This window comes from Streptomyces sp. NPDC051207, from assembly GCF_040682395.1.
Taxonomy (GTDB): domain Bacteria; phylum Actinomycetota; class Actinomycetes; order Streptomycetales; family Streptomycetaceae; genus Streptomyces.
Genome location: NZ_JBFBAX010000006.1, coordinates 22,836 through 47,705, shown reverse-complemented (window position 1 = coordinate 47,705; position 24,870 = coordinate 22,836). Strand labels below are relative to the sequence as shown.

Sequence of the window (24,870 nt, the reverse complement as noted above, 5' to 3'; positions counted from 1 at the left end):
CACCGCGGGCGGGGTGTCACTCCTCGACGGTCAGCCCCTTGCGCAGCCGCACCAGGGTCCGGGACAGCAGCCGCGAGACGTGCATCTGGGAGATGCCGAGTTCGTCGCCGATCTCCGACTGGGTCATGCCCGCGACGAACCGCAGGGAGAGGATCTTCCGGTCCCGGGGCGGCAGCTCGGCGATCAGCGGCTTCAGCGACTCGACGTACTCGATGCCCTCGAGTCCGTGGTCCTCGTAGCCGATCCGGTCGGCGAGGGCGCCCTCGGCGTCGTCCTCCTCCGGCTGCGCGTCCAGGGAGCTGGCGGTGTAGGCGTTGGACGCCGCCATGCCCTCGACGACCTCGTCGTTGGAGATGCCGAGACGCTCGGCCAGTTCGGCCACCGTCGGGGCGCGGTCCAGCTGCTGGGCCAGCTCGTCACCGGCCTTGGCCAGGTCGAGCCGGAGCTCCTGCAGACGGCGCGGCACGCGCACGGACCACGAGGTGTCGCGGAAGAAACGCTTGATTTCGCCGATGATGGTGGGCATCGCGAAAGTGGGGAACTCGACACCGCGGCTGAGTTCGAAGCGGTCGATCGCCTTGATCAGGCCGATGGTGCCGACCTGGACGATGTCCTCCATCGGCTCGCTGCGGGAGCGGAACCGGGAGGCGGCGAACTTGACGAGTGCGAGGTTGAGTTCGACGAGCGTGTTGCGCACGTACGCGTACTCGTGCGTGCCTTCCTCCAGCGACTCCAGGCGCTCGAAGAGGGTCTTGGACAGGGCTCGCGCGTCGTCCGGTGCGACCTCGTCGTACGGGGGGATCTCCGGAAGACCGGCGAGGACCTCGTCCGCGGGGGCGCCGACGGCGTCGCGCTCGAGGTGATCCGGATGTTCCGGAGTGGATGCCGACGTCGCTTTGTGGGGAGGCGATCCGTCGAGCCGGGGTGACATGGTGTCCTCCATCGTTCTCGGCATATGGCTGCCGAAGCCAGTGCGTGCACTACGGTGTGCGGCGCCTCCAAAGCCGGCCGTGTTCGGGTACGTGTCCGTACTAGCCCTATCCGCTTTTGCACGGCACTCGCAAGTGCGTTCTATCCCGGTATGACCGATTTCATGGGAATGTTCGGCTGTTGAAGTCCTGCGGGAGGGCGTAGTGTTCGAGGTCGTCAGCAAGCAGCGACGACGTCGGGAGAGAGAGACGGCATGGACCGCGGGACGGTCGGCAGCGCACAGTCGGGCCGGCTCTTGGTAGAGGTGCGGGAAGAGGGCCCCAGTGCCGTCGTGACCCCGGCGGGTGAGTTGGATCACCACACCGCCGATGTGTTGCGCGAGCCACTCGAGGCCTGCCTCGCCAAGGGCTTCACAAGGCTGGTCATCGACTGCTCGCGCCTGGAGTTCTGCGACTCCACGGGCCTCAATGTGCTGCTCGGCGCGAGGCTGAAGGCGGAGTCCGAGGGCGGCGGGGTGCACCTCGCGGGGATGCAACCGGTGGTGGCCCGGGTGTTCGAAATCACGGGAGCCGATGCGGTCTTCACCGTTCACGACTCCCTGAAGGACGCCCTGGCCGACGGAGCCGGCTGAGCCGGCGGGCCGGGTCGTCGATGCCTCGCTCGTCACCGTGTGACCGGCGCGCCGCTCCTGTCACGTCATTCGTGCCGAAGACAGGGGTGTTCTGCCGGGAGGGCAGGGCAGGAGACAACCTGGAACGGTCGGCCGCCGCGGCGGTGGGGACGGCGCGGGGTGACATGCCCCAGGGGCCGCGTGACCGGAGTTGCGGAGACGTTGTGAATCGTGAACTGGTGAATCGGTGAGGTGAAGCGCTGATGAGCACCACCCGGCCTTACCCGCCGGGCGACCGCGGTCCGGAGCCCAGCGGCGCTGCCGGGGCGTCCGACGTGGGCGTACCGGCGACCGGGGCGCCCGAGCGGGGCCCGTCGGCGGCGGCTTTGGGGGGCCAGGGCGGTGTGCCCGCGACCGGCGGCTCCGACGGCGGCCCGGTCGCCGCCGTGCCGTCCGTCGCGCCGGGAGGGCGGCGACAGGTCCGCAGGCTCAGCTTCGAGGGCCAGAGCGGGGTGGTGCCGCTGGCCCGCGACTTCACCCGCGAGGCGCTGTACGCCTGGGGCTGGCTCCCGGCCGCGACCGCCGACCAGCGGGCCGCGGCGGAGGACGTCCTGCTGGTCGTCTCCGAGCTGGTCACCAACGCCTGCCTGCACGCCGAGGGCCCGGATCAGCTGCGGCTCGCCTGCGACAACAAGGTGATCCGCCTGGAGATCTCCGACCGCGGCACCGGCCAGCCCGCACCCCGCACCCCGCACCGCGCCGGCCGCCCCGGCGGCCACGGCATGTTCATCGTCCAGCGGCTGTGCCTGGACTGGGGCGTCGTACGGACCCCCGGCGTCGCGGGCAAGACGGTATGGGCGGAACTGGGCGCTCCGGCGTAACGGCAGGCGGGGGAGCCGTACGGCGCGCCGCGGCCGGCGATACGGCGTAGCGCGCGACGGCTGGTGACACGGTGACGGCGCGCGGAGATACGGCGGCGAGCCACGCGCGGGGGAACGAAGACGTGAACCGCGAACGCCGACCCCGGGCGGCAACGGCGAGGCCGAACCGCGGGCGCCGAAACGCCGACCACGAACCGGCGGGGCGACCGCAGACCGCGAACCGCCCACGGCGGCCGCCGACTGCGAGACGTCGGCCAGGACACGAAGAGGGGCCGCCGCACGGTGAGTGCGGCGGCCCCTCTTCGTGTCCCACGCGCGGAGCGCCTCAGTGGACGTCGCCCATGAGCTCCTTGACCTTGTTGCGGTACATCCACACCGCGGCACCCGCGACCACGGCGAGCGTGGCCTCCAGGGCGACGACGCCCGTCCTGTTCAGGTCGACGCCGGCGATGGAGAGCAGGCCGGTCGTGGCGTCACCGGCGGTGACGGCCAGGAACCAGACGCCCATCATCTGCGAGGCGTACTTCGCGGGCGCCATCTTCGTGGTGACCGACAGGCCGACCGGGGAGAGCAGCAGCTCACCGACGGTCTGCGTGAAGTAGATCGCCACCAGCCACAGCGCCGCCGCCTTGTGACCGCCGCCCGCGATGGACAGCGGCGCCAGGAACAGGAAGAACGACGCGCCGACCAGGACCAGGCCCGAGGCGAACTTCACGATCGTGCTCGGCTCCTTGCCGCGCCGGTTCAGCGCCAACCAGAACCAGGCGAAGACCGGAGCCAGCGCCATGATCAGGACCGGGTTGACCGACTGGTACCAGGAGACCGGGAACTCCCAGCCGAGGACGCTGTTGTCGGCGGAGGATTCGGCGAAGATCGACAGCGTCGAGCCGCCCTGGTCGTAGATCATCCAGAAGACGGCCGCGGCGACGAAGAACCAGATGTACGCCGACATCTTCGACTGCTCGGCGCGGTCGAGTTCCCGGTCGCGCTTGATGTTGACCAGCACCATCACGGGGATGATCACGCCGAGCAGGGTCAGCGGGACCAGGATCCAGTTCAGCGTGTAGGTGCCGGAGAAGCCGACGATCGCGTAGAAGACGGCGGCGATGGCGGCCCAGATCGCGGCCTTGCGCAGGGTGGACGTCTTCTCGGCGGCCGACAGCGGCTTCGGAACGACGCCGGAGCGGTCGGCCAGGTGGCGGCTGCCGAGCAGGAACTGCACGAGGCCGAGCGCCATGCCGAGCGCGGCCAGCGCGAAGCCCAGGTGCCAGTCGACGCTCTCACCGACGGTGCCGATGATCAGCGGCGCGGCGAAGGCACCGAGGTTGATGCCCATGTAGAAGACGGTGAAGCCGCCGTCGCGGCGCGGGTCGTCCGGGCCGTCGTAGAGGTGGCCGACCATCGTGGAGATGTTGGCCTTCAGCAGGCCGGAGCCGATGGCGACCAGGCCGAGGCCCGCGTAGAAGGTGCCGGAGGCGGGCAGCGCCAGCGTCAGGTGGCCCAGCATGATGACCGCGCCGGCGACGGCGACGGTCTTGCGCGGGCCCCAGACCCGGTCGCCGAACCAGCCGCCGGGCATCGCCAGCAGGTAGACCAGCGACACGTACACCGAGTAGATCGCCGTCGCCGGGGCGGCGTCGAGGTGCAGGCCGCCCGGTGCGACGAGGTACAGCGGGAGCAGGGCCCTCATGCCGTAGTAGGAGAAGCGCTCCCACATCTCGGTCATGAAGAGAGTGGCCAGTCCGCGGGGGTGGCCGAAGAAGGTCTTCTCGGAGCCGGGGGTGCCCGGGGTGTTCGAGTCCTTCGTCAGGCTGGACGCCATGGTCGATCCTTGCTGGTCGGGACGCGCTCCCGGAGGCGATGCGCGCCCGGTGGGGGACGGCCGGCACCGGCGGAGGACCGTCCGCCCCACGCCCGGGGGGAGTCCGCCCCGGATCACGGAGCGGTGGGCGGCGCCCGCCGGGATCCACGCCTCTGCGCGCGTCGATGCGCTGCGAGGCCCGGCCACAGGTCGTTCGCTTCAGGGCTGGCGGACCAGCCCGGGCACAAAAGTGACCTTCAGCGGGAAAAGGATCGCCGAAGGTCGCACGGTGCTACAGGCGTTCATTCACCATACGTCATGACATCGATGGGTATGAACGCTTTGAGACGCGGATCACAGGTTTCGAAGGAACCGCAGCCGCCTTTTCCAAGGTCCTTGTCAGGATCGCATCCCACAGTCGCAGGACCGGTCACCGGCCCCCGGAGGTAAGAGCAGGGTGAGCCGGGGGTAAGAAGCGGGCTCGGCCATCACACCCCGGCTCTTGTCGTCACGGGACTACCATCACTTCATGACCCGTGTACTGCTCGCCGAGGACGACGCGTCCATCTCGGAGCCGCTGGCCCGCGCACTGCGCCGCGAAGGGTACGAGGTCGAGGTCCGCGAGGACGGACCCGCCGCCCTCGACGCCGGGCTGCAGGGCGGCGTCGACCTGGTCGTGCTGGACCTCGGCCTGCCGGGCATGGACGGTCTGGAGGTCGCCCGCCGGCTGCGCGCCGACGGCCACGGCGTGCCGATCCTCATCCTCACCGCGCGCGCCGACGAGGTCGACACCGTGGTCGGCCTGGACGCGGGCGCCGACGACTACGTCACCAAGCCGTTCCGGCTCGCCGAACTGCTCGCCCGGGTCCGCGCCCTGCTGCGGCGCGGCGCCGCCGAGCCCCAGCAGCCGCCCGCCACGCACGGCGTGCGCATCGACGTCGAGTCGCACCGCGCCTGGATGGGCGAGGAGGAGCTCCAGCTCACCGCCAAGGAGTTCGACCTGCTGCGGGTGCTGGTGCGCGACGCCGGACGGGTCGTCACACGGGACCAGCTGATGCGCGAGGTCTGGGACACCACCTGGTGGTCCTCCACCAAGACCCTCGACATGCACATCTCCTGGCTGCGCAAGAAGCTCGGCGACGACGCGGCGAACCCCCGCTACATCGCGACCGTGCGCGGCGTGGGCTTCCGCTTCGAGAAGAACTGACGAAGAGAAGAACCGACGGAGCATGCGCCGCCGACTGATCCAGTCCACGCTCGCCGTGGTGCTCGTCGTGATCGCCGTCTTCGGCGTCTCCCTCGTCATCGTCGAGACCCGGACCATCAGCAACAGCGCCCAGGAGCGCGTGGAGTCCGAGGCGCTGCGCCTGGCCAGCATCGTGGACAGCCGGCTGCTCACCGCGGAGCGCGTCGACACCGAGGTGCTGCGCGCCCAGGTCGAGCAGGTCGCCCAGCAGCGCTACGCCGTGATCAGCATCCCCGGGGAGCGGGCCATCCAGATCGGCTCCAAGCCGGAGGGCGACGTCATCCGGGGCGAGGCCGTCGGCGAGGGCGGCGAGACCGTCGTCGTGGAGGAGCCCCGCTCCGAGGTGACCCGCGAGGTCGGCCGCACGCTGCTGATCATCGGCGCGGTGGCGCTGCTCGCCGTCATCGCGGCCGTCCTGCTCGCGGTGCGCCAGGCCAACCGGCTCGCCTCCCCGCTCACCGACCTCGCCGAGACCGCCGAGCGCCTCGGCTCCGGTGACCCGCGCCCGCGGCACAAGCGGTACGGCGTCCCCGAGCTGGACCGGGTGGCGGACGTGCTGGACGCCTCCGCCGAGCGCATCGCCCGCATGCTGACCGCGGAGCGCCGCCTGGCCGCCGACGCCTCCCACCAGCTGCGCACCCCGCTGACGGCGCTGTCGATGCGGCTGGAGGAGATCACCCTCACCGACGACCCGGCCACGGTGAAGGAGGAGGCGACGATCGCGCTGGCGCAGGTGGAGCGGTTGACGGACGTGGTGCAGCGGCTGCTGACGAACTCCCGCGACCCGCGCACCGGCTCCGCCGTCACCTTCGACCTGGACGAGGTCATCCAGCAGCAGCTCGCCGAGTGGCGCCCGGCCTACCGCCAGGCCGGCCGGGCCATCGTCAGCTCCGGCAAGCGGCATCTTCAGGCCGTCGGCACGCCGGGCGCGGTGGCGCAGGTGCTGGCCGCGCTGATCGAGAACTCGCTGATGCACGGCGGCGGCACGGTCGCGCTGCGCACCCGCGTCACCGGCAACCAGGCCGTCATCGAGGTCACCGACGAGGGGCCCGGCGTACCGGCGGAACTCGGGGCGCGGATCTTCGAGCGGACCATCAGCGGTCGCAACTCCACGGGTATCGGCCTGGCCGTGGCCCGGGACCTCGCGGAGGCCGACGGGGGGCGCCTGGAGATGCTCCAGACCAAGCCGCCGGTGTTCGGCCTGTTCCTGTCGCGTACGCCGCCGTCGAAGAAGGGCGCGGACGAGCCGACGGTCCGCTGACGTGCGGCGGGGGCCGGGTCCGCGGGCCGCGGCCGGTCAGGCCCGGACGCGCTGCTGCCGCTTCGCCTTCGCGCGTTCCTTCTTCAGCAGCGCCTCCACGTCCGCCACCGGCCCGTGGTCCGGCAGCGCGCGGAAGACCCACGTGCGGTACGACCAGAAGCGGAACAGGGTGGCGACGCCGATGCCGACGAACTTGAAGATGTTGTTCTGCAGCGGCGTGTCCCAGCCGAAGCCGTACGTCGCCACGTACAGCACGCCGTTCTCGATGACCAGGCCGACCACGCTGAACAGCAGGAACAGGGTCAGTTCCCGGGTGCGGCGGCTCTTGTCGCGGTCCCGGTAGGTGAAGTAGCGAAAGCCGACGTAGTTGAAGGCGATGGCGACGACGGTGGCGATGACGCCCGCCCGCACCACCGGCAGGTCGGTCGTCTGCCGCACCAGGTTGAACACGAGGAGGTTGACCAGCACGCCGGCGCCGCCCACCGCGCCGAACTTGGCGACTTCGTGGACGAGCCGTCGGAACCCCGGGGAACCGCGTTCCATCGTCGTGCAGGCCCCCGTCGTGTCGGTTGCGTCAACCCAGCCATGCTAACCACCCGGTGGTGCGATCTTCCTGGCAGACGGCGGCGGGACCGGGTGTCACGGCCGGTTGTCGCTCCTCGGCGGTCCGGAAACCGGCCATGCCGGCGTGGCCGATACCCTAGGGGCGTGACGTTCCCCGTAGTCGGCATGGTCGGTGGCGGTCAGCTCGCTCGTATGACACACGAGGCGGGCATCCCACTGGGCATCAGGTTCAAGCTCCTCAGTGACACTCCTCAGGATTCCGCGGCACAGGTCGTGCACGACGTCGTCATCGGCGACTACCGCGACCTGGACACGCTGCGTGAGTTCGCGCGCGGCTGTGACGTGATCACCTTCGATCACGAGCACGTGCCCACCGAGCACCTCAGGGCCCTGGAGGCGGACGGCATCCCCGTGCGCCCCGGCCCCGACGCGCTCGTGCACGCCCAGGACAAGGGCGTGATGCGCGCGAAACTCACCGCGATCGGCGTGCCCTGCCCGCGGCACCGCATCGTCAGCGACCCGCAGGACGTGGCGGCCTTCGCCGCCGAGGGCGACGGCTTCCCGGTCGTCCTCAAGACCGTCCGCGGCGGCTACGACGGCAAGGGCGTGTGGGTCGTGGACTCCGCCGAGGAGGCCGCCGAGCCGTTCCGGGCCGGCGTGCCCGTCCTCGCCGAGGAGAAGGTCGACTTCGTGCGCGAGCTGGCCGCCAACGTGGTCCGCTCCCCGCACGGCCAGGCCGTGGCCTACCCGGTCGTGGAGTCCCGCCAGGTCAACGGCGTGTGCGACACGGTGATCGCGCCCGCCCCCGGCCTGGACCGTGACCTGGCCCTGCGGGCCGAGGAGATGGCGCTGACCATCGCCAGGGAACTCGGCGTCGTCGGCCACCTCGCCGTCGAGCTGTTCCAGACCCGCGACGGCCGCATCCTCGTCAACGAACTCGCGATGCGACCGCACAATTCCGGCCACTGGTCGATGGACGGCGCGATCACCAGCCAGTTCGCCAACCACGTCCGCGCCGTCCTCGACCTCCCGCTCGGCGACCCGCGCACCCGCGCGACCTGGACGGTCATGGTCAACGTCCTCGGCGGCGACTTCCCGGACATGTACTCGGCGTACCTGCACTGCATGGCCCGCGACCCCCAGCTGAAGATCCACATGTACGGCAAGGACGTGAAGCCGGGCCGCAAGGTGGGCCACGTCAACACCTACGGCGACGACCTGGACGACGTGCTGGAGCGCGCCCGTCACGCTGCCGGCTACCTGAGAGGCACGATCACCGAATGAGCCCTGTCGTTGGCATCGTCATGGGGTCGGACTCCGACTGGCCGGTCATGGAGGCCGCCGCCAAGGCCCTGGACGAGTTCGAGATCGCGTACGAGGTGGACGTCGTCTCCGCGCACCGCATGCCCCGCGAGATGGTCGCGTACGGCGAGCAGGCCGCCGGCCGCGGCCTGAAGGCGATCATCGCGGGTGCGGGCGGCGCCGCCCATCTGCCCGGCATGCTCGCCTCCGTGACGCCGCTGCCCGTCATCGGCGTGCCCGTGCCCCTGAAGTACCTGGACGGCATGGACTCCCTGCTGTCCATCGTGCAGATGCCGGCCGGTGTGCCGGTGGCCACGGTCTCCGTCGGCGGTGCCCGCAACGCCGGTCTGCTCGCGGCCCGCATCCTCGCCGCGCACGACGAGGAGCTGCTGCAGAGGATGCGCGAGTTCCAGCAGGACCTGAACGACCAGGCCACCGAGAAGGGCAAGCGGCTGCGCTCCAAGGCCGGCGGCTCCGCGGCCGGTTTCGGCTTCGGGAAGTGACCCGGATGGCCGCCCTGGACCGGGCCCGGGAACTCCTGCGCGAGTTCCCGGTGGCCGACGGCCACAACGACCTGCCCTGGGCGCTGCGCGAGCAGGTCCGCTACGACCTCGACGCCCGCGACATCGCCACCGACCAGCGCGCCCACCTGCACACCGACCTGCCGCGGCTGCGCGCGGGCGGCGTCGGCGCCCAGTACTGGTCCGTGTACGTCCGCTCCGACCTGCCCGACCCGGTGCCGGCCACCCTGGAGCAGATCGACTGCGTACGGCAGCTGCTGGCGCGCCACCCGGACGACCTGGCCCCGGCGCTGACGGCCGCCGACATGGAGGCGGCCCGCGCCGAGGGCCGCATCGCCTCCCTCATGGGCGCCGAGGGCGGCCACTCCATCGCCTGCTCCCTCGCCACGCTGCGCGCGCTGTACGCGCTCGGCGTGCGCTACCTGACCCTCACCCACAACGACAACGTGCCGTGGGCGGACTCGGCGACGGACGAGCCCCGCGTCGGCGGCCTGTCGGCGTTCGGCCGCGAGGTCGTGCGGGAGATGAACCGCGTCGGCATGCTCGTCGACCTCTCGCACGTGGCGGCGACGACGATGCGGGACGCGCTGGACACCACGTCCGCGCCGGTGATCTTCTCGCACTCCTCCGCGCGCGCCGTCTGCGACCATCCGCGCAACATCCCGGACGACGTGCTGGAGCGGCTGCCCGCCAACGGCGGCGTCGCCATGGTGACGTTCGTGCCGAAGTTCGTGCTCCAGGCGGCGGTCGACTGGACGGCCGCCGCGGACGAGAACATGCGCGCGCACGGCTTCCACCCCCTCGACACCACCGCCGAGGCGATGAGGGTGCACCGCGCCTTCGAGGAGCGCCACCCGCGCCCGGTCGCCACCGCGGCCACGGTCGCCGACCACCTGGACCACATGCGCGAGGTCGCCGGCGTCGACCACCTCGGCATCGGCGGCGACTACGACGGCACGGCGTTCACCCCGGACGGCCTGGACGACGTCTCCGGCTACCCCCACCTCGTCGCCGAACTGCTCGACCGGGGCTGGTCCGACACCGACCTGGCCAAGCTGACCTGGCAGAACGCGGTACGGGTGCTGGGCGCCGCCGAAGACGTGGCCCGCGACCTCCAGGTCACGCGCGGCCCGTCCAACGCGACGCCGAAGGACCTGGACGGCTGAGCGCCGGAGGGACCGGCGCGGCCGGGTTCGCCGGACCGGGGGACGCCCGGACGGCGCACCCACCAGGAAGCGTCCCCGGCTCCGTGCGACGGTGACGGTACCCCGTTCACGACGTACGGAGCCCGCCATGGCAGATCTCCAGGACGACCTGCACACCGCCGGCGAGATCGGCGAGCTCGGTGAGGTCGGTGAGCTCACGGAGCCCTTCCCCGCCGAGCCGTACCCGTCCGAGTCCCCCGCTGCGGACCCCGGCCAGGACGACGAGGCCCCCCTGCGGCGCGCCCGTGCCCTCCTCGCCGCCCACCCCGTCGCCGACGGCTACAGCGGACTGGCGTGGACGCTGCGCCACCTGCACTGGTACGACCTGGAACTCGGCGAGAGCAGCGTCGACACCGACATCCCCCGGCTGCGGCGCGGCCACGTCGGTGCCCTGTTCTGGTCGCTGCACCTGCCCGACGGCCGCCGCGGCGACGGCGCCGTCGCGGACACCGTCGAACAGCTCGACCTGGTGAAGTCCGTGACCCGCGCCTACCCCGAGGGCCTGCGCCTCGCCCACAGCGCCGGGGAGGTCACCGACGCCCGGCACTGCGGACGCGCCGCCGTGCTGCTCGGCCCCGCCGGGGCCGCCGCCCTCGGCGACTCCCTCGCCGTGCTGCGCGCCCTGCACGTCCTCGGCCTGCGCGTCCTCACGCTCAGCGGGGTCTCCTGGGCGGGCGAGGCAGGGCTCACCCGGTTCGGCCAGGAGGTCGTCCGCGAGATGAACCGGCTCGGGGTGATCACCGACCTCTCCGGTGCCTGCGAGGAGACCGCCCGCGCCACCTTCGCCGTCTCCAAGGCGCCCGCGCTGTGCACCCGGTCCGCGGCCCGCGCGCTGCGCCCCCACCCGGCCAACCTGCCCGACGGCCTGCTCGCCGAGCTCGGCGCGGCCGGGGGCCTGTGCATGGTGCCGCTGACCGCCGAGCAGACCGGCCCGACCGTGCGGGACGTCGCCGACCACCTCGACCACGTACGCGCGGTCGCGGGCCCGCAGAGCGTCGGCCTGTCCGGCACGTACGACACCGGAACCGCCCATCCGCAGGAACTCGGCGACGCCTCCTGCTACCCGCGGCTGATCGCCGAGCTGCTGCACCGCGGCTGGAGCGAGGCCGACATCGCGCTGCTGACCTGGGAAAACGTCCAGCGGGTCCTGTGCGCGGCGGACTTCACGGCCCGTGCCGCGCAGGAACGCCGGCAGCCGTCGACGGCAACGATCACCGAACTCGACGGCTGACGGCCCGCCCCGGCCCGACGGGTGACGGCCCCCCGGGCCGGACGGGTGACGGCCCGCCCGGGCCCGACGGGTGACAGGGCCGGCCCGGATACGGGCCACGGCCACGAGGGCCCCCGGTTCAGCAGGCGCAGAGGCAGAACGGGTGCCCGGCCGGGTCCGCGTACACCCGGAAGGTCCGCTCCCGGTCCTCCGTGTCCAGCGGCTTCGCGCCCAGCTCCAGCACGGCCTTCTCCGCCGCGTCCAGATCCTTCACGTCCAGGTCCAGGTGGAACTGCTGCGAGTGGTCGGGCGCCGGCCACTTCGGCGGGACGAACCCGGGCGCGGCCTGGAACGCCAGCGCCTTCCCGTCCGGCAGCTTCAGGTCGACCCAGTCGTCCTCGCCCTCCACGGTGCCGCCCAGCACACCGGCGTAGAACCCGGCCAGCGCGTGGGGGTCGGGGCAGTCCAGGACGACAACGCCCAGTTCGGCGACAGCCATGACTTCCTCCTTGAAGCGTGCGGTTACCCGAAGAGCCGGGTAACCAGTAACGGTTACTGCATGCTTCCCCATGAGGGGTAACGTCGCAAGCGTGAGTGAGAAACCCCCGGCCCCCGGCGGACTGGCGCTGATCGAGTCCCTGGTCAACACGCTGGACGTGGAGCGGGGCACCGACCGGCTCGGCACGCCGGAGGGCCGCGCGGCCTTCGGGCTCACCGAGAAGGACCTGCCCGCGGCCCGCGAACTGCGCGAGTCGCTGCGCGCCGCCCTGCTCGCCCACGCCGGCCACCCCGCGCACCGCGAGGTCACCCCGCTCGGCGACCTCCTCGCCCGGGCCCCCCTGCACGTGACGGTCGACGAGCACGACGGCTCGGCCGCCCTGGCCCCCGCCGACGGCCGGTCCCTGCTCTCCCGCGTGGCCGGGGCCGTCGCGGAGGCACTCGTCGCCGGCACCTGGACCCGGCTCAAGGCCTGCGAGGCCGCCGACTGCCTCTGGGCGTACTACGACCGCAGCCCCGCCGGCCGGGGCCGCTGGTGCTCGATGCAGGTGTGCGGGGCGCGCGCCAAGATGCGCCGGTACCGCGCCAAGGGGACCTGAGCGCCGCGGCGCTCACGGCCGGCGGGGGTGCGGCAGAATGCACGCAGACGCCGGTTCGGCCGACTGAGCCTCGGCCGAACCGGCGTCGCCGGCGTCGTACGGGCGGTCAGGCGGTGGGCCGCCCCATCGCCCGGTACGTCCAGCCGGCCTTCCGCCACCGCTGCGCGTCCAGCGCGTTGCGCCCGTCGAGGACGATCCGGGCCGCGGCGACCTCGCCGAGCTGCTCCGGGTCCAGCTCGCGGAACTCCCGCCACTCCGTCAGGTGCAGCACCACGTCCGCGCCGCGCACCGCGTCCCGGGCGGTGTCCGCGTAGCCGAGCGTGGGGAAGATCCGGCGGGCGTTGTCCATGCCCTTCGGGTCGTACACCGTGACCTGGCCGCCCTGGAGGTGGATCTGCCCGGCGACGTTCAGCGCGGGCGAGTCCCGCACGTCGTCCGAGTCGGGCTTGAAGGTCGCGCCGAGCACCGCCACCCGCTTGCCGAGGAACGGCCCGCCGCCCAGTGCCTGCCGGGCCAGCTCCACCATCTGCCCGCGCTGGCGCATGTTGATGGAGTCGATCTCGCGCAGGAACGTCAGCGCCTGGTCGGCGCCCAGCTCACCGGCGCGCGCCATGAACGCCCGGATGTCCTTCGGCAGGCACCCGCCGCCGAAGCCGATGCCGGCCCGCAGGAACTTGCTGCCGATCCGGTCGTCGTACCCGATGGCCTCGGCCAGCCTGGCGACGTCGCCGCCCGCGGCCTCGCACACCTCGGCCATGGCGTTGATGAAGGAGATCTTCGTGGCGAGGAAGGAGTTCGCGGCGGTCTTCACCAGCTCCGCGGTCGGGAAGTCCGTCACCACGAACGGCGAGCCCCCGGCGACCGGTGTGGCGTACACCTCGCGCAGCAGCTTCTCCGCGCGCTCGCTGCGCACGCCGACCACGATCCGGTCGGGGTGCAGCGTGTCCTGGACGGCGAAGCCCTCGCGCAGGAACTCCGGGTTCCAGGCCAGCTCGGCATCGGCCCCGGCGGGCGCGTGCGCGGCCAGGTAGGCGGCGAGGCGGTCGGCGGACCCGACGGGCACGGTCGACTTGCCGACGACGAGGGCGGGGCCGGTCAGATGCGGGGCGAGCGAGGCGATCGCCGCGTCCACGTACGACATGTCGCAGGCGTACTCGCCGTGCTTCTGCGGGGTGTTCACGCAGACGAAGTGCACATCGCCGAACGCGGCCACCTCGGCCCACTCGGTGGTGAACCGCAGCCGCCCGGTGGACCCGCCGATCCCGGCGACGTGCCGGCGCAGCAGGTCCTCGAGGCCGGGCTCGTACATCGGGACCTGGCCGCGCTGGAGCATCTCGATCTTCTCGGGCACGACGTCGAGTCCCAGCACCTCGAAACCGAGTTCGGCCATGGCCGCCGCGTGCGTGGCGCCGAGGTAACCGGTGCCGATCACGGTGATCTTCAGGGCCATGGGTGCTCCAGGGGTACGGCGGAGGCGGGGCTTGCGATGCGCTGCACGAGCATAGTCGGGGCCCGGGTGAGCCCTCACCGCACCACTTCGCTCCCGGTGGTTCCCGCTGTCGCCAAGCTCACGTATCCCTGGAGTGAGCAGCACCATAAAATTTGAGTTACTTAACGGTAGTTAGCACAGGCACCGCAGCGTTTTGGAGCGTGAGAGACCTTGGCCGGATCGGCTGACTTCGACCTGTACCGCCCGTCCGAGGAGCACGACATGCTCCGTGACGCTGTCCGCTCGCTGGCCGAGGCGAAGATCGCGCCGCACGCCGCCGAGGTCGACGAGCAGGCCCGCTTCCCGCAGGAGGCGCTCGACGCCCTCGTCGCCAACGACCTGCACGCCGTGCACGTGCCCGAGGAGTACGGCGGCGCGGGCGCCGACGCGCTGGCCACGGTCATCGTGATCGAGGAGGTGGCCCGCGTCTGCGCGAGCTCCTCCCTGATCCCGGCCGTGAACAAGCTGGGCTCGCTGCCGGTGATCCTGTCCGGCTCCGAGGACCTGAAGAAGCGGTACATGACGCGGCTCGCCAAGGGCGAGGGCATGTTCTCGTACTGCCTGTCCGAGCCGGACGCGGGTTCGGACGCGGCCGGCATGAAGACGAAGGCCGTCCGCGACGGCGACCACTGGGTCCTCAACGGCGTCAAGCGCTGGATCACGAACGCGGGCGTCTCCGAGTTCTACACGGTGATGGCCGTCACCGACCCGGCCAAGCGCTCCAAGGGCATCTCGGCGTTCGTCGTGGAGAAGTCGGACCCGGGCGTCTCCTTCGGCGCCCCGGAGAAGAAGCTCGGCATCAAGGGGTCCCCGACCCGCGAGGTCTACCTCGACACCGTCCGCGTCCCCGCCGACCGCATGATCGGCGAGGAGGGGACCGGCTTCGCCACGGCGATGAAGACCCTGGACCACACCCGCATCACCATCGCCGCCCAGGCCCTCGGCATCGCCCAGGGCGCCCTCGACTACGCCAGGGGCTACGTCCAGGAGCGCAGGCAGTTCGGCAAGCCGGTCGCCGACTTCCAGGGCATCCAGTTCATGCTCGCCGACATGGCCATGAAGATCGAGGCCGCCCGCCAGCTGACCTACGCCGCCGCCGCGAAGTCCCAGCGCGGCGACAGCGACCTCACCTTCCAGGGCGCCGCCGCCAAGTGCTTCGCCTCCGACGTCGCCATGGAGGTCACCACGGACGCCGTCCAGCTCCTCGGCGGCTACGGCTACACCCGGGACTACCCGGTGGAGCGCATGATGCGCGATGCCAAGATCACGCAGATCTACGAAGGCACGAACCAGGTCCAGCGCATCGTCATGGCTCGCAACCTGCCGTGACGGACGGGACCACCGCGGCCCCCGGCGCGACGCCGGGGGCCGTTTTCCGTGTCCGGGAGGGCCGTCTCCGTGTCCGGGAGGGCTCAGTCCTCGAAGCCCTCCGCCGCCCGCTTCTCCCGCAGTTCCATGATCGCCCGGCGGCGGGCCAGGCGGTGGGTGCGGCGGATCTGGGCCTCCTGGTAGCGGCGCTTGTCCTGTTCGGTCTCGGGCAGTACGGGCGGGACGCGGCGCGGCTTGCCGTCGGCGTCCACCGCGGCGAAGACCAGGTACGCGGAGCCGACCTGGGTGGGCGGCGCCGACTCGTTCCAGCGCTCGGCCAGCACCCGCACGCCCACCTCCATGGAGGTCCGGCCGGTCCAGTTGACCTGCGCCTTCACATGGACGAGGTCGCCGACGCGGACCGGTTCGAGGAACGCCATCTCGTCCATCGAGGCGGTGACGGCGGGACCGCCGGAGTGCCGCCCGGCCACCGCTCCCGCCGCGTCGTCGACCAGCTTCATGATCACGCCGCCGTGCACGGTACCCAGCAGGTTGGTGTCGTTGTGGGTCATGATGTGACTGAGGGTGGTGCGGGACGCCGACGTCGGCTTGCCCGGAATGTCCGGGGTCTCCGGATCCGCAGCTGAGACCTGGTCTGTCATGGCCTCCACCATATGCCGAACTGACATCCGGGGAATTTGTGTCAGCTTCGCAACAGCAGTGCCCCTATTTTCCGCCGAACCTTGTAAGGCACACAGCCGGGCCCTGCACACTGAGCCCATGAACGATTGGCCCCAGGGACGGTCCGACGACAACGGCTACGGACGCGGCAGCGCCGGTGCGCAGCCGGAAGGCGCGCGTGTGATGCGGCAGGTCCGCCGCGGACAGGCGGCACGGCCCGCCCCGCCGCCGTACGCGGGCGGCGTGCCGCAGCAGCCCTCGTACGTCGACGGCCACGGGGAGCAGCCCGGCTACGACAGCGGCTACAACACCGGCCGGGTGTACGGGGGCGGCGGCAGACGCGGCGGCGGTGACGTGGGCCCGGGCGCGTACCACCGGCCACCGGACTGGCGGCGCCGTATCAAGGTGACCGCGATCACCGTGACGGCGGTGCTGCTGGTCACCACGGTCGGCACGTACTTCTGGGCCGACTCCAAGCTCAACCGCGAGGTCGACCTCGCCACCGTCATCGACCGGCCCGAGGCCGGCGAGGGCACCAACTACCTGATCGTCGGCTCGGACAGCCGCGAGGGCATGTCCGACGAGGAGAAGAAGAAGCTGCACACCGGGTCCGCCGCGGGCAAGCGCACGGACTCGATGATGATCCTGCACACCGGCAGCAACGGCCCGACGCTGATCTCCCTGCCCCGCGACTCCAACGTCATGATCCCGGAGTTCAAGGGCTCGCAGTCCGGCAAGCCCCGCCCCGCGATGGGCGCCAACAAGCTGAACGCGGCCTACTCGATCGACGGCCCGACCCTGCTGGTGCGCACCGTCGAGTTCAACACCGGCCTGCACATCGACCACTACGTCGAGATCGGCTTCGGCGGCTTCGCGAAAATCGTCGACGCGGTCGGCGGCGTGGAGATGGACATCCCGCAGGACATCAAGGACACCAAGTCCGGCGCGGACCTGAAGAAGGGCCGGCAGACCCTGAACGGCGAGGAGGCCCTCGCCTTCGTCCGCACCCGGTACGCGCTGGCCGGCTCCGACCTGGACCGCACCAAGAACCAGCAGAAGTTCCTGTCCGCGCTCGCCAACCAGGTGGCCACGCCGGGCACCGTCCTCAACCCCTTCCGGCTGTACCCGACGATGGGCGCGGGCCTGGACTCCCTCGTCGTGGACAAGGACATGGGCCTGTGGGACCTGGCGTCCATGTTCTGGGCGATGAAGGGCGTCAGCGGCGGCGAGGGCACGTCGATGAACATGCCGATCTCGGGCAGCGCCGGGAACGGCAACCTCCAGTGGGACATGGACAAGGTCAGGACGCTGGTCAGCCAGCTGAAGAACGACGAGAAGGTCACGGTCTCCAGTGACTGACCGCCCCGCCGGGCCACCGTTCGGCGCGGTGCTCTGCGACGTCGACAACGTGATCCGCCACTACGACCCGGCCGGGGTGTACGCGCTGGAGCGCGCCGCCGGCCTGGCCGAGGGCACCACGATGAAGGTGGCGTTCGCCCCGGAGACCGACCTGCCGCTGCTGCTGGGCCGGATCGACGCCCAGGAGTGGGTGCGGTCGATCGCCGCCGGCCTGGCCGGGCTGGTGTCCGAGCCGACCGCGTGGGACCTCGGCACGGCCCTGCTGGAGTCGCCGTTCGCGGCCGACGAGCCGGTCGTGGCGCTGCTGCGCCGGGCCCGCACCCGCGTCCCGCTGGTCCTGGTGAGCAACGCCACCCTGCGCCTGGAGGACGACCTCGCCGTACTGGGCCTGGCCGACCTCGCGGACCACGTGGTGAGCAGCGCCCGCGTCGGCCTCGCCAAGCCGGACCCGCGCATCCTGCGGCTCGCCGCGTCCCTGGTCGGCGTACGCCCCGAGCGCTGCCTCTACGTCGACGACACCGCCGAATACGTCGACGCGGCCGGGGCCCTGGGCATGCGGACCGTGCACTTCCGGGAGGCGGCCGACCTGGAGCGGGCGCTGGCCCCGCTGTTCGCCTGAGCGCACCGCCCGGGGGCACCCGCGGGCGCCCCCGGGGTTCCCCGCGCGAGGTCACATCGTGGCGCCGGCCATCGTCCGGCACATGTCGGCGCAGCGGCGGCACGCCTCGGCGCAGCGCGCCATCTGCGGGTCGTCCGGCATCGCCCTGCACGCCTCGGCGCACATGTCGCAGGCCCTGGCGCACAGCGCGCACATCTCGGCCGCCAGCGGGGAGCGGCGCATCATCATGTCGGCGCAACAGCGCGTCATCTCGGTGCAGTCGATCAGGGCGCGCATGATCTGCATCTGGGCCTGGCCGCCCTTCTGCATGCAGGAGCTCATGGTCTCCTCGCACACGGCGTGGCACGACATGCACGCCTCGACGCAGTCCTGCGTCTCCTGGCTCATCGCGGGCGTGGTGGTGGGCTGCATGGCTTCCTCCTGGGATCGGCGGGACGACGGGCTCGAACCCGTGTGCTTCCGTCCTACGCCCGCCGACCGCCCCGCGCCATCGGGGACGGATCCCGCACGTGCCCCGGTACCGCTCCTACGACGGGCACACCACCTCGTCGCCCCGCACCACCGCCGCGTCCTGCCGCGGCGGTTCCTCCGCCCGGACCGTGCGGACCTGCCGGAAGTCCGCGCCGACGATCACCCTCAGCGTCGCCCCGAGGCCCTTCACCGCGCGCAGCTCGCTGCCCGGCAGCGCCGCCGCGAGGGACCTCGCCGAGCGGTCCCAGCGCGGGTCGTAGGCGACGACGGTCCGCCGTACCGTGCGCTCCACGGCGTTGGACGGCATCCGGGTCGTGCGGAAACCGGTCGCCGCCAGCGCCGTGTCGACGCGCCGGCCGAGGCCCGTGCGTCCCGTGCCGTTCTCCACCTGGACCCGGATCTGCTGCGGGGGGACCTCGACGCGGGACGCCCGGCCGCGCGGCCGGTGCACGGCCAGCGGCTTGTCGTCGCGCAGCGCCCTGAACAGGCGCTCGGCCTTCACGGTGTCCCACTTCAGGGTCGAGCCGACGCCCTCGACGGCGTAGCCCATGTTCCCGATCGGCACCGTCGTGAACTCGGAGGACGAGGGGGAGAAGTTCCGCATCGCCCGGCCCAGGTCCAGCAGCTCCTTGGTGCCGAAGCCCTTGTCGGCGCGCACCGAGCCGAGCACCGCCCGCGTCACGTCCCGGAACTTCACCGGGTTCAGCAGGATCCCGGAGGACGTCACCCGGTCGATCAGCGCGGCGAGGAACTGCTGCTGGCGCCGCATCCGGCCCAGGTCGGAGGCCCCGTCGACGTGCCGGGCGCGCACGTACTGCAGGGCCTGACCGCCCGTCAGACGGTGCGTGCCGGCCGGCAGGTCGAGGCCGGTGTAACTGTCCTTGAGCGGTTTCGGGGTGCACATCCGGACGCCGCCGAGCACGTCGACCGTCTTCATGAAGCTGGTGAAGTCGACCTCCAGATAGTGGTCGATCTTCACGCGGGTCATGCTCTCCACGGTCCGCACGGTCAGCTGCGGCCCGCCCTCGGCGTACGCGGCGTTCAGCTTGACCGGGTGGCCGCGGTGCTTCTGGCGGGTCGTGCGGTCGGTGTGCGGGGGCGTCATCGCGTACGAGTCGCGCGGCAGGCTCACCACGCTGGCCCGCCGCCGGTCCTGCGAGATGTGCACGATCATCATCGTGTCGGTGCAGTGGCAGGGCGCGCCGCCCAGTTGGTACCTGTGCCGCTCCTCGGGCGAGATCCGGTCGCGGCCGTCCGTGCCGACCAGCAGCAGGTTCATGCCGTCGCCCGCCCGCGGCCGGTTCTTCATGTCCTTGAAGGGATCGACGCGGGCGATGTCCGCGTCCAGGGTGGTGACCACCGCGTGCCCGATCCCGGCCGAGGCGAGAATCACCACCGACAGGGTGGTCACCGCCCGCGCGGCCCAGCGCGGCCGTTTCGGCCGTACGGGCGTCTGCCGGTCGCCGGACGACGGGCGCGGCCGGCCCTGCGGCCCCGGCGTCTTCCCGGAGGCGGCCGAGGACCTGGGGGAGGGGGACCGAGGCGGCGTGCTGGGCATCGGGGACACCTCCGCTGGGGCCGTACGTGGGATCCGTGTCACCGTAGGCCGATACGATCGGGTGCCCGGGGCGGCGCCCCCGGCGGCGCGCAACCGTGTCCCCCGTTCGCGGTAACGTGAGCACCGATGAACGCCAATCCCGACATGTGGCCGCCCGCCGTTTCCGTGATCATGCCCGTCCTCAACGAGGAGCGGCATCTGCGCGGGGCCGTCCAAGCGATCCTCGCGCAGCAGTACGCCGGCGAGATGGAGGTCGTGATCGCCCTCGGTCCGTCCACGGACCGCACGGACGAGATCGCCGCCGAACTCGTCCGGGAGGACCCGCGCGTGCACACGGTCCCCAACCCGACGGGCCGCACGCCCGCCGCGCTGAACGCCGCGATCAAGGCCTCCCGCCATCCCGTCGTCGTCCGCGTCGACGGGCACGGCATGCTCTCGCCGGACTACATCGCCACCGCTGTACGGCTGCTGGCGGAGACCGGCGCGCAGAACGTCGGCGGCATCATGCACGCCGAGGGCGAGAACGACTGGGAGCGCGCCGTCGCCGCCGCGATGACGTCGAGGATCGGCGTGGGCAACGCCGCGTTCCACACGGGCGGCGAGGCCGGCCCCGCCGAGACGGTGTACCTCGGGGTGTTCCGGCGCGAGGCGCTGGAGCAGCAGGGCGGCTACAACGAGGAGTTCATCCGCGCCCAGGACTGGGAGCTGAACTTCCGCATCCGTGAGGCGGGCGGGCTGATCTGGTTCTCGCCCGAGCTGAAGGTGTCGTACCGGCCCCGGCCGAGCGTGCGGGCCCTCGCCAAGCAGTACAAGGACTACGGCCGGTGGCGGCACGTCGTGGCCCGCTACCACGCCGGCTCCATCAACCTGCGCTACCTCGCCCCGCCGACGGCGGTGTGCGCCATAGCGGCGGGACTGGTGGCCGGTGCCCTGGTCACCCCGTGGGCGTTCGTGGTGCCCGGCGGCTACCTGGCGGCGATCGTCGCCGGGTCCGTCCCCGCGGGCCGGGGACTGCCGCTGAAGGCCCGGCTCCAGATCCCCGTGGCGCTCGCCACCATGCACATGTCGTGGGGCTGGGGCTTCCTCACCAGCCCCACATCCCTGGCGAAGAAGGTCATCGCGTCCCGGCGCCCGGCGGTGCTCACCTCGACGTGAGCGGGGCGGCCCGGGGGCTCGGCTCCAGTGAGCCGGGCGGCCCGGCCGCGGGTGAGCCGCCGCGCGCACCGGACGGGCCCGCGCGTCACCAGGTGAACGCCGGGTCCACGCGCATGCACGCCTTGTCGTCCGCGCCGTTGAGGACCTCGGCCGATTCGGGCGTCTCGTCGCTCTCCGCGGGGGGCTCGTACGCCGTGCCCTCCCGCCAGTCCGCTCCCACGACGAGCGTCACGCCGGTCACCTCCGTCGACCGCTTCACCGAGCTGAGCGGAATCCCGAGCGACTCGGCGACCCGCTCGGCGTCGCCCTCCAGGTCCGCGCTCGGATAGCGCACCACCGTGCGCTTCTCGGCCGGCGTCACGCTCTGGTCGGCGACCGCCCCGGTGAGGCCCTTCTCCACGAGCAGCCCCGCCACCGTTCCGGCGCGTCCGCGCGCCGGGGCCAGGGTGCCGGTCCGGGTGCCGTTGCGCACCTGGACCGCGATCTCGGCGTCGGGCGCCGCGGGATCGTCCGAGCGCTTCTTGGAGGTTTTCTTCTTGTCCTTGCCGTCCAGGGCGATGTCGTCGCGCACCAGCCGGAACAGCCGCTCGGCGTCCTCGGTGGGCTCCACGCGCGCGCCCACGTACCGGTTCGGCATCGTGGCCATGGTGATGCGCTCCGGCTCCACCTTCCGCAGCTCGTTGCTGAGGTCGTAGAGCTTCTTGACGGTGTCCAGGCCCGGGTCGACCGTGAGGGCCTCGGTGGCCTTCTCGGCCAGCCTGCGCAGCTTGTTGGGGCTGCTGAGGGTGGCGTTCTCGCGCAGCTCCCGGACCATCGCGTTCATGTACAGGTGCTGCGCCTTGGCGCGGGCGAGGTCGCTGCCGTCCTCGAAGCCGTAGCGGGTGCGCAGCCATTGGAGGGCCTGCTCGCCCTTGATGTACGTGGTGCCCTTCTTCAGCTTCAGGCCGGAGCCGTGGCCCTGGCTGTCGCGGGAGTGGATGTTGGCGTCGACGCACACCGGGACACCGCCGATCGCGTCCGCCATCGACACCACACCCGCGAAGTCGACCATGACGAAGTGGTCGATGTGGATGCCGGTCAGCTCCTGCCAGGTGGCCACCGTGCAGCCGGGACCGCCGTTGCCGAGGCTCTGGTTGGTCAGCGTGCGCCCGTTGCTCGCCGGGTACACCTTGCCGTCGTCCGGGTCGGTGCACTTCGGGATCTGCACCAGCGTGTCGCGGGGCATGCTGATGACCGACATGTTGGTGCGGTCCGCGGACAGGTGCAGCAGCATCTGCACGTCGGCGCGGGGCGTGGAGCCGAACGTCTCCCTGGCCCCGCCGAGTTCCTGGTTCTCCTCGGTGTCCCGGGCGTCGGAGCCGATGAGCAGGATGTTCAGCGGGGTCTGGCCCGCGGCGTTCGGCGTGGGCTCGGCGACCTTGCTGTCGCCGAGGTTCAGCTCGTCCTTGCGGATGTTGGCGTTGAGGTGCTGGTAGTAGAGATACCCGGCACCCGCGGTGCCCAGTGTCACCACCGCCAGTACCGTCGCCGACCAGCGCAGGGCACGCCGTCTGCGGCGCCGGGACCCGGCCCACCGCCCGCCGCCGGGGCCTTCGCCGGACGGTTCCCCCTGCCGCTCCCGGGGTTCCGGGGATGTCGTGTCCCCGGTCGCGGGCGCCTCCCCCCGCACACTGCTACGCGCCACGTGCCTGCCCTTCCCCGCCCTGCCCTGACACGGGTCCGCCCCGCGTCAAGTCAGACGCACGACGGACCCGTTGGGTTACCCCCCGAAATCACCGGCCGGTCCCCCGGCTCCGCTTCAGCCCCGCGGCGCGCCGCGACCGGTCTCCCCGCCGGTCCCTATTCGGCGCACTTGACCTTGTCGGCCGTGGACTTCGCCACGTCCGGCGCCTTTGCCGGACCGGTGAGCGGGATGCCCGCGCCCTTGAAGTCCTTGCCCAGGGTCAGCGTGATCGCGGGCATTCCCTGGGAGTTGGTCACGCTCTCGCCCTCCTTCATCGCGGACCCGGACAGGCCCATGATGTCGGCGAGCCGCCGCGCCTCGGCGGCCTGCTCGGGCGCGTACTCGATCGTCGTCCTGCTCAGTTCCTCCGGAGCGTTGCCGGAGTTCTCGGACTTCGTCACGCCCTGCTCGGTCTGCAGCCAGGCGAGGGTGCTCTGCGCGCTGCCCGCCTCGGCGCCGCCGTTGAGGATGCGCACCCGCACCTCGGACGGGTCGGCCTTCTCGCCCTTGAGCCGGGCGGCCACCGCCGCCGCCTCCTTCTTTTTCTTCTGCTTCACGGCGGTGAAGGAGACGTCCTGCTGGATCGAACGGAAGACCTGCGGCGCCTTCTGCGGGTCGGGCACGACCGTCGCCTTGACCGTCTCGGCCGGGTTGTCCACCACCGGCACGGTCACGAACGCCAGGTTCTTGACGTTGAGCTTGCCCAGCTCAAGACCGAGATCCTTCAGCTTGCCGATGCTGTCCAGCTGGGAGTCGACGGTCAGCGCCTCGGTGCCCGCCTCCGCCAGCTTCACCATCTTCGACGGGCTGGTGAGCGTGTCGTTCGACTTCAGCTTGCGCATCAGCGCGCTGAGGAACTGCTGCTGGAGGTTGATGCGGCTCAGGTCGCCGCCGGTGCCCACCGAGTGCCGGGTGCGGACGAAGGCCAGCGCCGTCTCGCCCTCGACGACGTGCTTGCCCTTCTTCAGGTTGAGCTTGGAGTCCTTGTCGTTGATGTCCTTCGCCAGGCACACCTCGACACCGCCCACCGCCGTCGTCAGCGTCTTGACCGCGTTGAAGTCGGCGACCATGAAGTTGTCCGGCTTGATGCCGGTCAGCTCCGTCACGGTACGCATGGTGCAGCTCGGCGTACGGCCGTCCTGGCCGAGACTGGTGTTGAAGCGGACGCCCTGCGAGCCGGCGATGACCTTCTGGCTGCCGTCCTCCTGCGTCGTCGGGCAGTCCGGGATGTCCACGATCAGGTCGCGCGGGATGCTCAGCGCGGTCGCGTTCGAGCGGTCCTTGGAGACGTGCAGCAGGATCGTGGTGTCGGCGTGCCCGGCGCTGCCCGAGTCGCCGTAGGACTCGTTGCCCTTGCCGGTGCGCTTGTCGGTGCCGATCAGCAGGATGTTGATCGCCTTGTCCTTGCTGAAGCCGCCGGTGCTCGCGCCGTCGTCCGGGGAGGAGGCGATGTTGCCGTTGAGGTGCTCGATGTAGAGGTAGGCGGCGCCCGCCGTGGCGAGCACGACGAACGCCATCACGCCGCCGGTCCACAGCAGCGCCTTCTGCGCCTTCTTCGCCTTCTTCTTCTCCGGCCGCCGCCCGCGCCGTCCGGGGGGCGGTTCGGCGGGCGCGCCCCGGCGTCTGCGCGGCGGCGGCACGTCCCGGTCCGGGGTGTCGGGCGCCGGGCGTCCGGGTGCCGCCTTACGGCCGCGCGGGGCGGTCGCGGCCCGGCGCGCGGCGGAGGCGGTGCGGCGGGGTCCGGGGACTGGCGATTGCGCTGCGGGAGTACTCAGTTGCAGTTCGTATTCGCCGGTGGTCGGATTGAGTACCCACTGGTCTGCGGGGTCGATGTGCTCCGCCCGCCCACGGCCTTGCGCGTCCACGGTTGTCCGAATCC

General features: G+C 71.8%; 23 protein-coding genes. 13 read left to right on the top strand and 10 right to left on the bottom strand.

What is annotated here, in order from left to right; genetic code table 11:
• Positions 1-16: 16 nt before the first annotated feature.
• Entirely contained in the window at positions 17-943 is a 927-nt protein-coding gene (locus tag AB0M97_RS08410) for an RNA polymerase sigma factor SigF (protein ID WP_365959963.1), read from the bottom strand.
• A 240-nt stretch (positions 944-1,183) separates the two neighbouring features.
• Here AB0M97_RS08410 and AB0M97_RS08405 point away from each other — a divergent pair, with 240 nt between their 5' ends.
• Both AB0M97_RS08405 and AB0M97_RS08400 read left to right on the top strand, forming a co-directional pair.
• On the top strand, positions 1,184-1,561 hold the full coding sequence (locus AB0M97_RS08405) for an STAS domain-containing protein (RefSeq protein ID WP_365959962.1): 378 nt from the start codon (positions 1,184-1,186) through the stop codon (positions 1,559-1,561).
• 242 nt (positions 1,562-1,803) lie between these two features.
• On the top strand, positions 1,804-2,421 hold the full coding sequence (locus AB0M97_RS08400; protein WP_365959961.1) for an ATP-binding protein: 618 nt from the start codon (positions 1,804-1,806) through the stop codon (positions 2,419-2,421).
• A gap of 325 nt (positions 2,422-2,746) precedes the next feature.
• On the opposite strand, the gene AB0M97_RS08395 is transcribed toward AB0M97_RS08400, so the two are convergent.
• Positions 2,747-4,243 (bottom strand): oligopeptide:H+ symporter, encoded by a 1,497-nt coding sequence (locus AB0M97_RS08395; RefSeq protein ID WP_365959960.1) that lies wholly within the window; start codon positions 4,241-4,243, stop codon positions 2,747-2,749.
• A gap of 508 nt (positions 4,244-4,751) precedes the next feature.
• Here AB0M97_RS08395 and AB0M97_RS08390 point away from each other — a divergent pair.
• Positions 4,752-5,429: a response regulator transcription factor gene (locus AB0M97_RS08390; protein ID WP_365959959.1), complete on the top strand. Its 678-nt coding sequence runs from the start codon at positions 4,752-4,754 to the stop codon at positions 5,427-5,429.
• A gap of 22 nt (positions 5,430-5,451) precedes the next feature.
• A complete protein-coding gene (locus AB0M97_RS08385) occupies positions 5,452-6,729 on the top strand; it encodes an ATP-binding protein (RefSeq protein ID WP_365959958.1) in 1,278 nt (425 codons plus the stop codon).
• A gap of 36 nt (positions 6,730-6,765) precedes the next feature.
• Here AB0M97_RS08385 and AB0M97_RS08380 read toward each other — a convergent pair whose 3' ends face one another.
• A complete protein-coding gene (locus tag AB0M97_RS08380) occupies positions 6,766-7,272 on the bottom strand; it encodes a GtrA family protein (protein ID WP_365959957.1) in 507 nt (168 codons plus the stop codon).
• Between the two features lie 165 nt (positions 7,273-7,437).
• On the opposite strand from AB0M97_RS08380, the gene AB0M97_RS08375 reads away from it, so the two are divergent.
• The 4 genes from AB0M97_RS08375 to AB0M97_RS08360 all read left to right on the top strand — a co-directional run bounded on the left by AB0M97_RS08375 (position 7,438) and on the right by AB0M97_RS08360 (position 11,552).
• Entirely contained in the window at positions 7,438-8,577 is a 1,140-nt protein-coding gene (locus AB0M97_RS08375; RefSeq protein ID WP_365959956.1) for a 5-(carboxyamino)imidazole ribonucleotide synthase, read from the top strand.
• Complete coding sequence (purE, locus tag AB0M97_RS08370) at positions 8,574-9,098, top strand: 5-(carboxyamino)imidazole ribonucleotide mutase (RefSeq protein WP_365959955.1); 525 nt, start codon at positions 8,574-8,576, stop codon at positions 9,096-9,098. The genes AB0M97_RS08375 and purE overlap by 4 nt, the downstream gene beginning before the upstream one ends.
• A 5-nt stretch (positions 9,099-9,103) precedes the next feature.
• Positions 9,104-10,282 (top strand): dipeptidase, encoded by a 1,179-nt coding sequence (locus AB0M97_RS08365; RefSeq protein WP_365959954.1) that lies wholly within the window; start codon positions 9,104-9,106, stop codon positions 10,280-10,282.
• 127 nt (positions 10,283-10,409) lie between these two features.
• On the top strand, positions 10,410-11,552 hold the full coding sequence (locus AB0M97_RS08360) for a dipeptidase (RefSeq protein WP_365959953.1): 1,143 nt from the start codon (positions 10,410-10,412) through the stop codon (positions 11,550-11,552).
• Between the two features lie 118 nt (positions 11,553-11,670).
• Here AB0M97_RS08360 and AB0M97_RS08355 read toward each other — a convergent pair whose 3' ends face one another.
• Complete coding sequence (locus tag AB0M97_RS08355; RefSeq protein WP_365959952.1) at positions 11,671-12,030, bottom strand: VOC family protein; 360 nt, start codon at positions 12,028-12,030, stop codon at positions 11,671-11,673.
• A 91-nt stretch (positions 12,031-12,121) separates the two neighbouring features.
• Here AB0M97_RS08355 and AB0M97_RS08350 point away from each other — a divergent pair, with 91 nt between their 5' ends.
• Positions 12,122-12,628 (top strand): CGNR zinc finger domain-containing protein, encoded by a 507-nt coding sequence (locus AB0M97_RS08350; protein WP_365959951.1) that lies wholly within the window; start codon positions 12,122-12,124, stop codon positions 12,626-12,628.
• 106 nt (positions 12,629-12,734) lie between these two features.
• Here AB0M97_RS08350 and AB0M97_RS08345 read toward each other — a convergent pair whose 3' ends face one another.
• A complete protein-coding gene (locus AB0M97_RS08345; protein WP_365959950.1) occupies positions 12,735-14,078 on the bottom strand; it encodes a UDP-glucose/GDP-mannose dehydrogenase family protein in 1,344 nt (447 codons plus the stop codon).
• Positions 14,079-14,288: 210 nt separating this feature from the next.
• On the opposite strand from AB0M97_RS08345, the gene AB0M97_RS08340 reads away from it, so the two are divergent.
• The gene (locus AB0M97_RS08340; RefSeq protein ID WP_365959949.1) at positions 14,289-15,446 is read left to right on the top strand and encodes an acyl-CoA dehydrogenase; all 1,158 of its coding nucleotides are present in this window, start codon (positions 14,289-14,291) and stop codon (positions 15,444-15,446) included.
• Between the two features lie 83 nt (positions 15,447-15,529).
• Here AB0M97_RS08340 and AB0M97_RS08335 read toward each other — a convergent pair whose 3' ends face one another.
• Positions 15,530-16,087, bottom strand: coding sequence for an acyl-CoA thioesterase (locus tag AB0M97_RS08335; protein ID WP_365959948.1), 558 nt, complete (start codon positions 16,085-16,087; stop codon positions 15,530-15,532).
• Between the two features lie 202 nt (positions 16,088-16,289).
• Between AB0M97_RS08335 and AB0M97_RS08330 the strand changes: the two genes are divergently transcribed.
• Positions 16,290-17,465, top strand: a complete 1,176-nt coding sequence (locus tag AB0M97_RS08330) for an LCP family protein (RefSeq protein WP_365960139.1) — start codon at positions 16,290-16,292, stop codon at positions 17,463-17,465.
• Positions 17,458-18,084, top strand: coding sequence for an HAD-IA family hydrolase (locus AB0M97_RS08325; RefSeq protein WP_365959947.1), 627 nt, complete (start codon positions 17,458-17,460; stop codon positions 18,082-18,084). The genes AB0M97_RS08330 and AB0M97_RS08325 overlap by 8 nt, the downstream gene beginning before the upstream one ends.
• A 51-nt stretch (positions 18,085-18,135) precedes the next feature.
• Here AB0M97_RS08325 and AB0M97_RS08320 read toward each other — a convergent pair whose 3' ends face one another.
• The gene (locus tag AB0M97_RS08320) at positions 18,136-18,495 is read right to left on the bottom strand and encodes a four-helix bundle copper-binding protein (RefSeq protein WP_365959946.1); all 360 of its coding nucleotides are present in this window, start codon (positions 18,493-18,495) and stop codon (positions 18,136-18,138) included.
• A 115-nt stretch (positions 18,496-18,610) separates the two neighbouring features.
• The gene (locus AB0M97_RS08315) at positions 18,611-20,113 is read right to left on the bottom strand and encodes an LCP family protein (RefSeq protein WP_365959945.1); all 1,503 of its coding nucleotides are present in this window, start codon (positions 20,111-20,113) and stop codon (positions 18,611-18,613) included.
• A 126-nt stretch (positions 20,114-20,239) separates the two neighbouring features.
• Between AB0M97_RS08315 and AB0M97_RS08310 the strand changes: the two genes are divergently transcribed.
• Positions 20,240-21,268, top strand: a complete 1,029-nt coding sequence (locus tag AB0M97_RS08310; protein ID WP_365959944.1) for a glycosyltransferase family 2 protein — start codon at positions 20,240-20,242, stop codon at positions 21,266-21,268.
• An 85-nt stretch (positions 21,269-21,353) separates the two neighbouring features.
• On the opposite strand, the gene AB0M97_RS08305 is transcribed toward AB0M97_RS08310, so the two are convergent.
• Positions 21,354-22,937 carry an LCP family protein gene (locus tag AB0M97_RS08305; RefSeq protein ID WP_365960138.1) on the bottom strand — a complete coding sequence of 528 codons (1,584 nt, stop codon included), beginning with the start codon at positions 22,935-22,937 and terminating at the stop codon, positions 21,354-21,356.
• 170 nt (positions 22,938-23,107) lie between these two features.
• Entirely contained in the window at positions 23,108-24,856 is a 1,749-nt protein-coding gene (locus AB0M97_RS08300; RefSeq protein ID WP_365959943.1) for an LCP family protein, read from the bottom strand.
• Between the last annotated feature and the right edge of the window lie 14 nt (positions 24,857-24,870).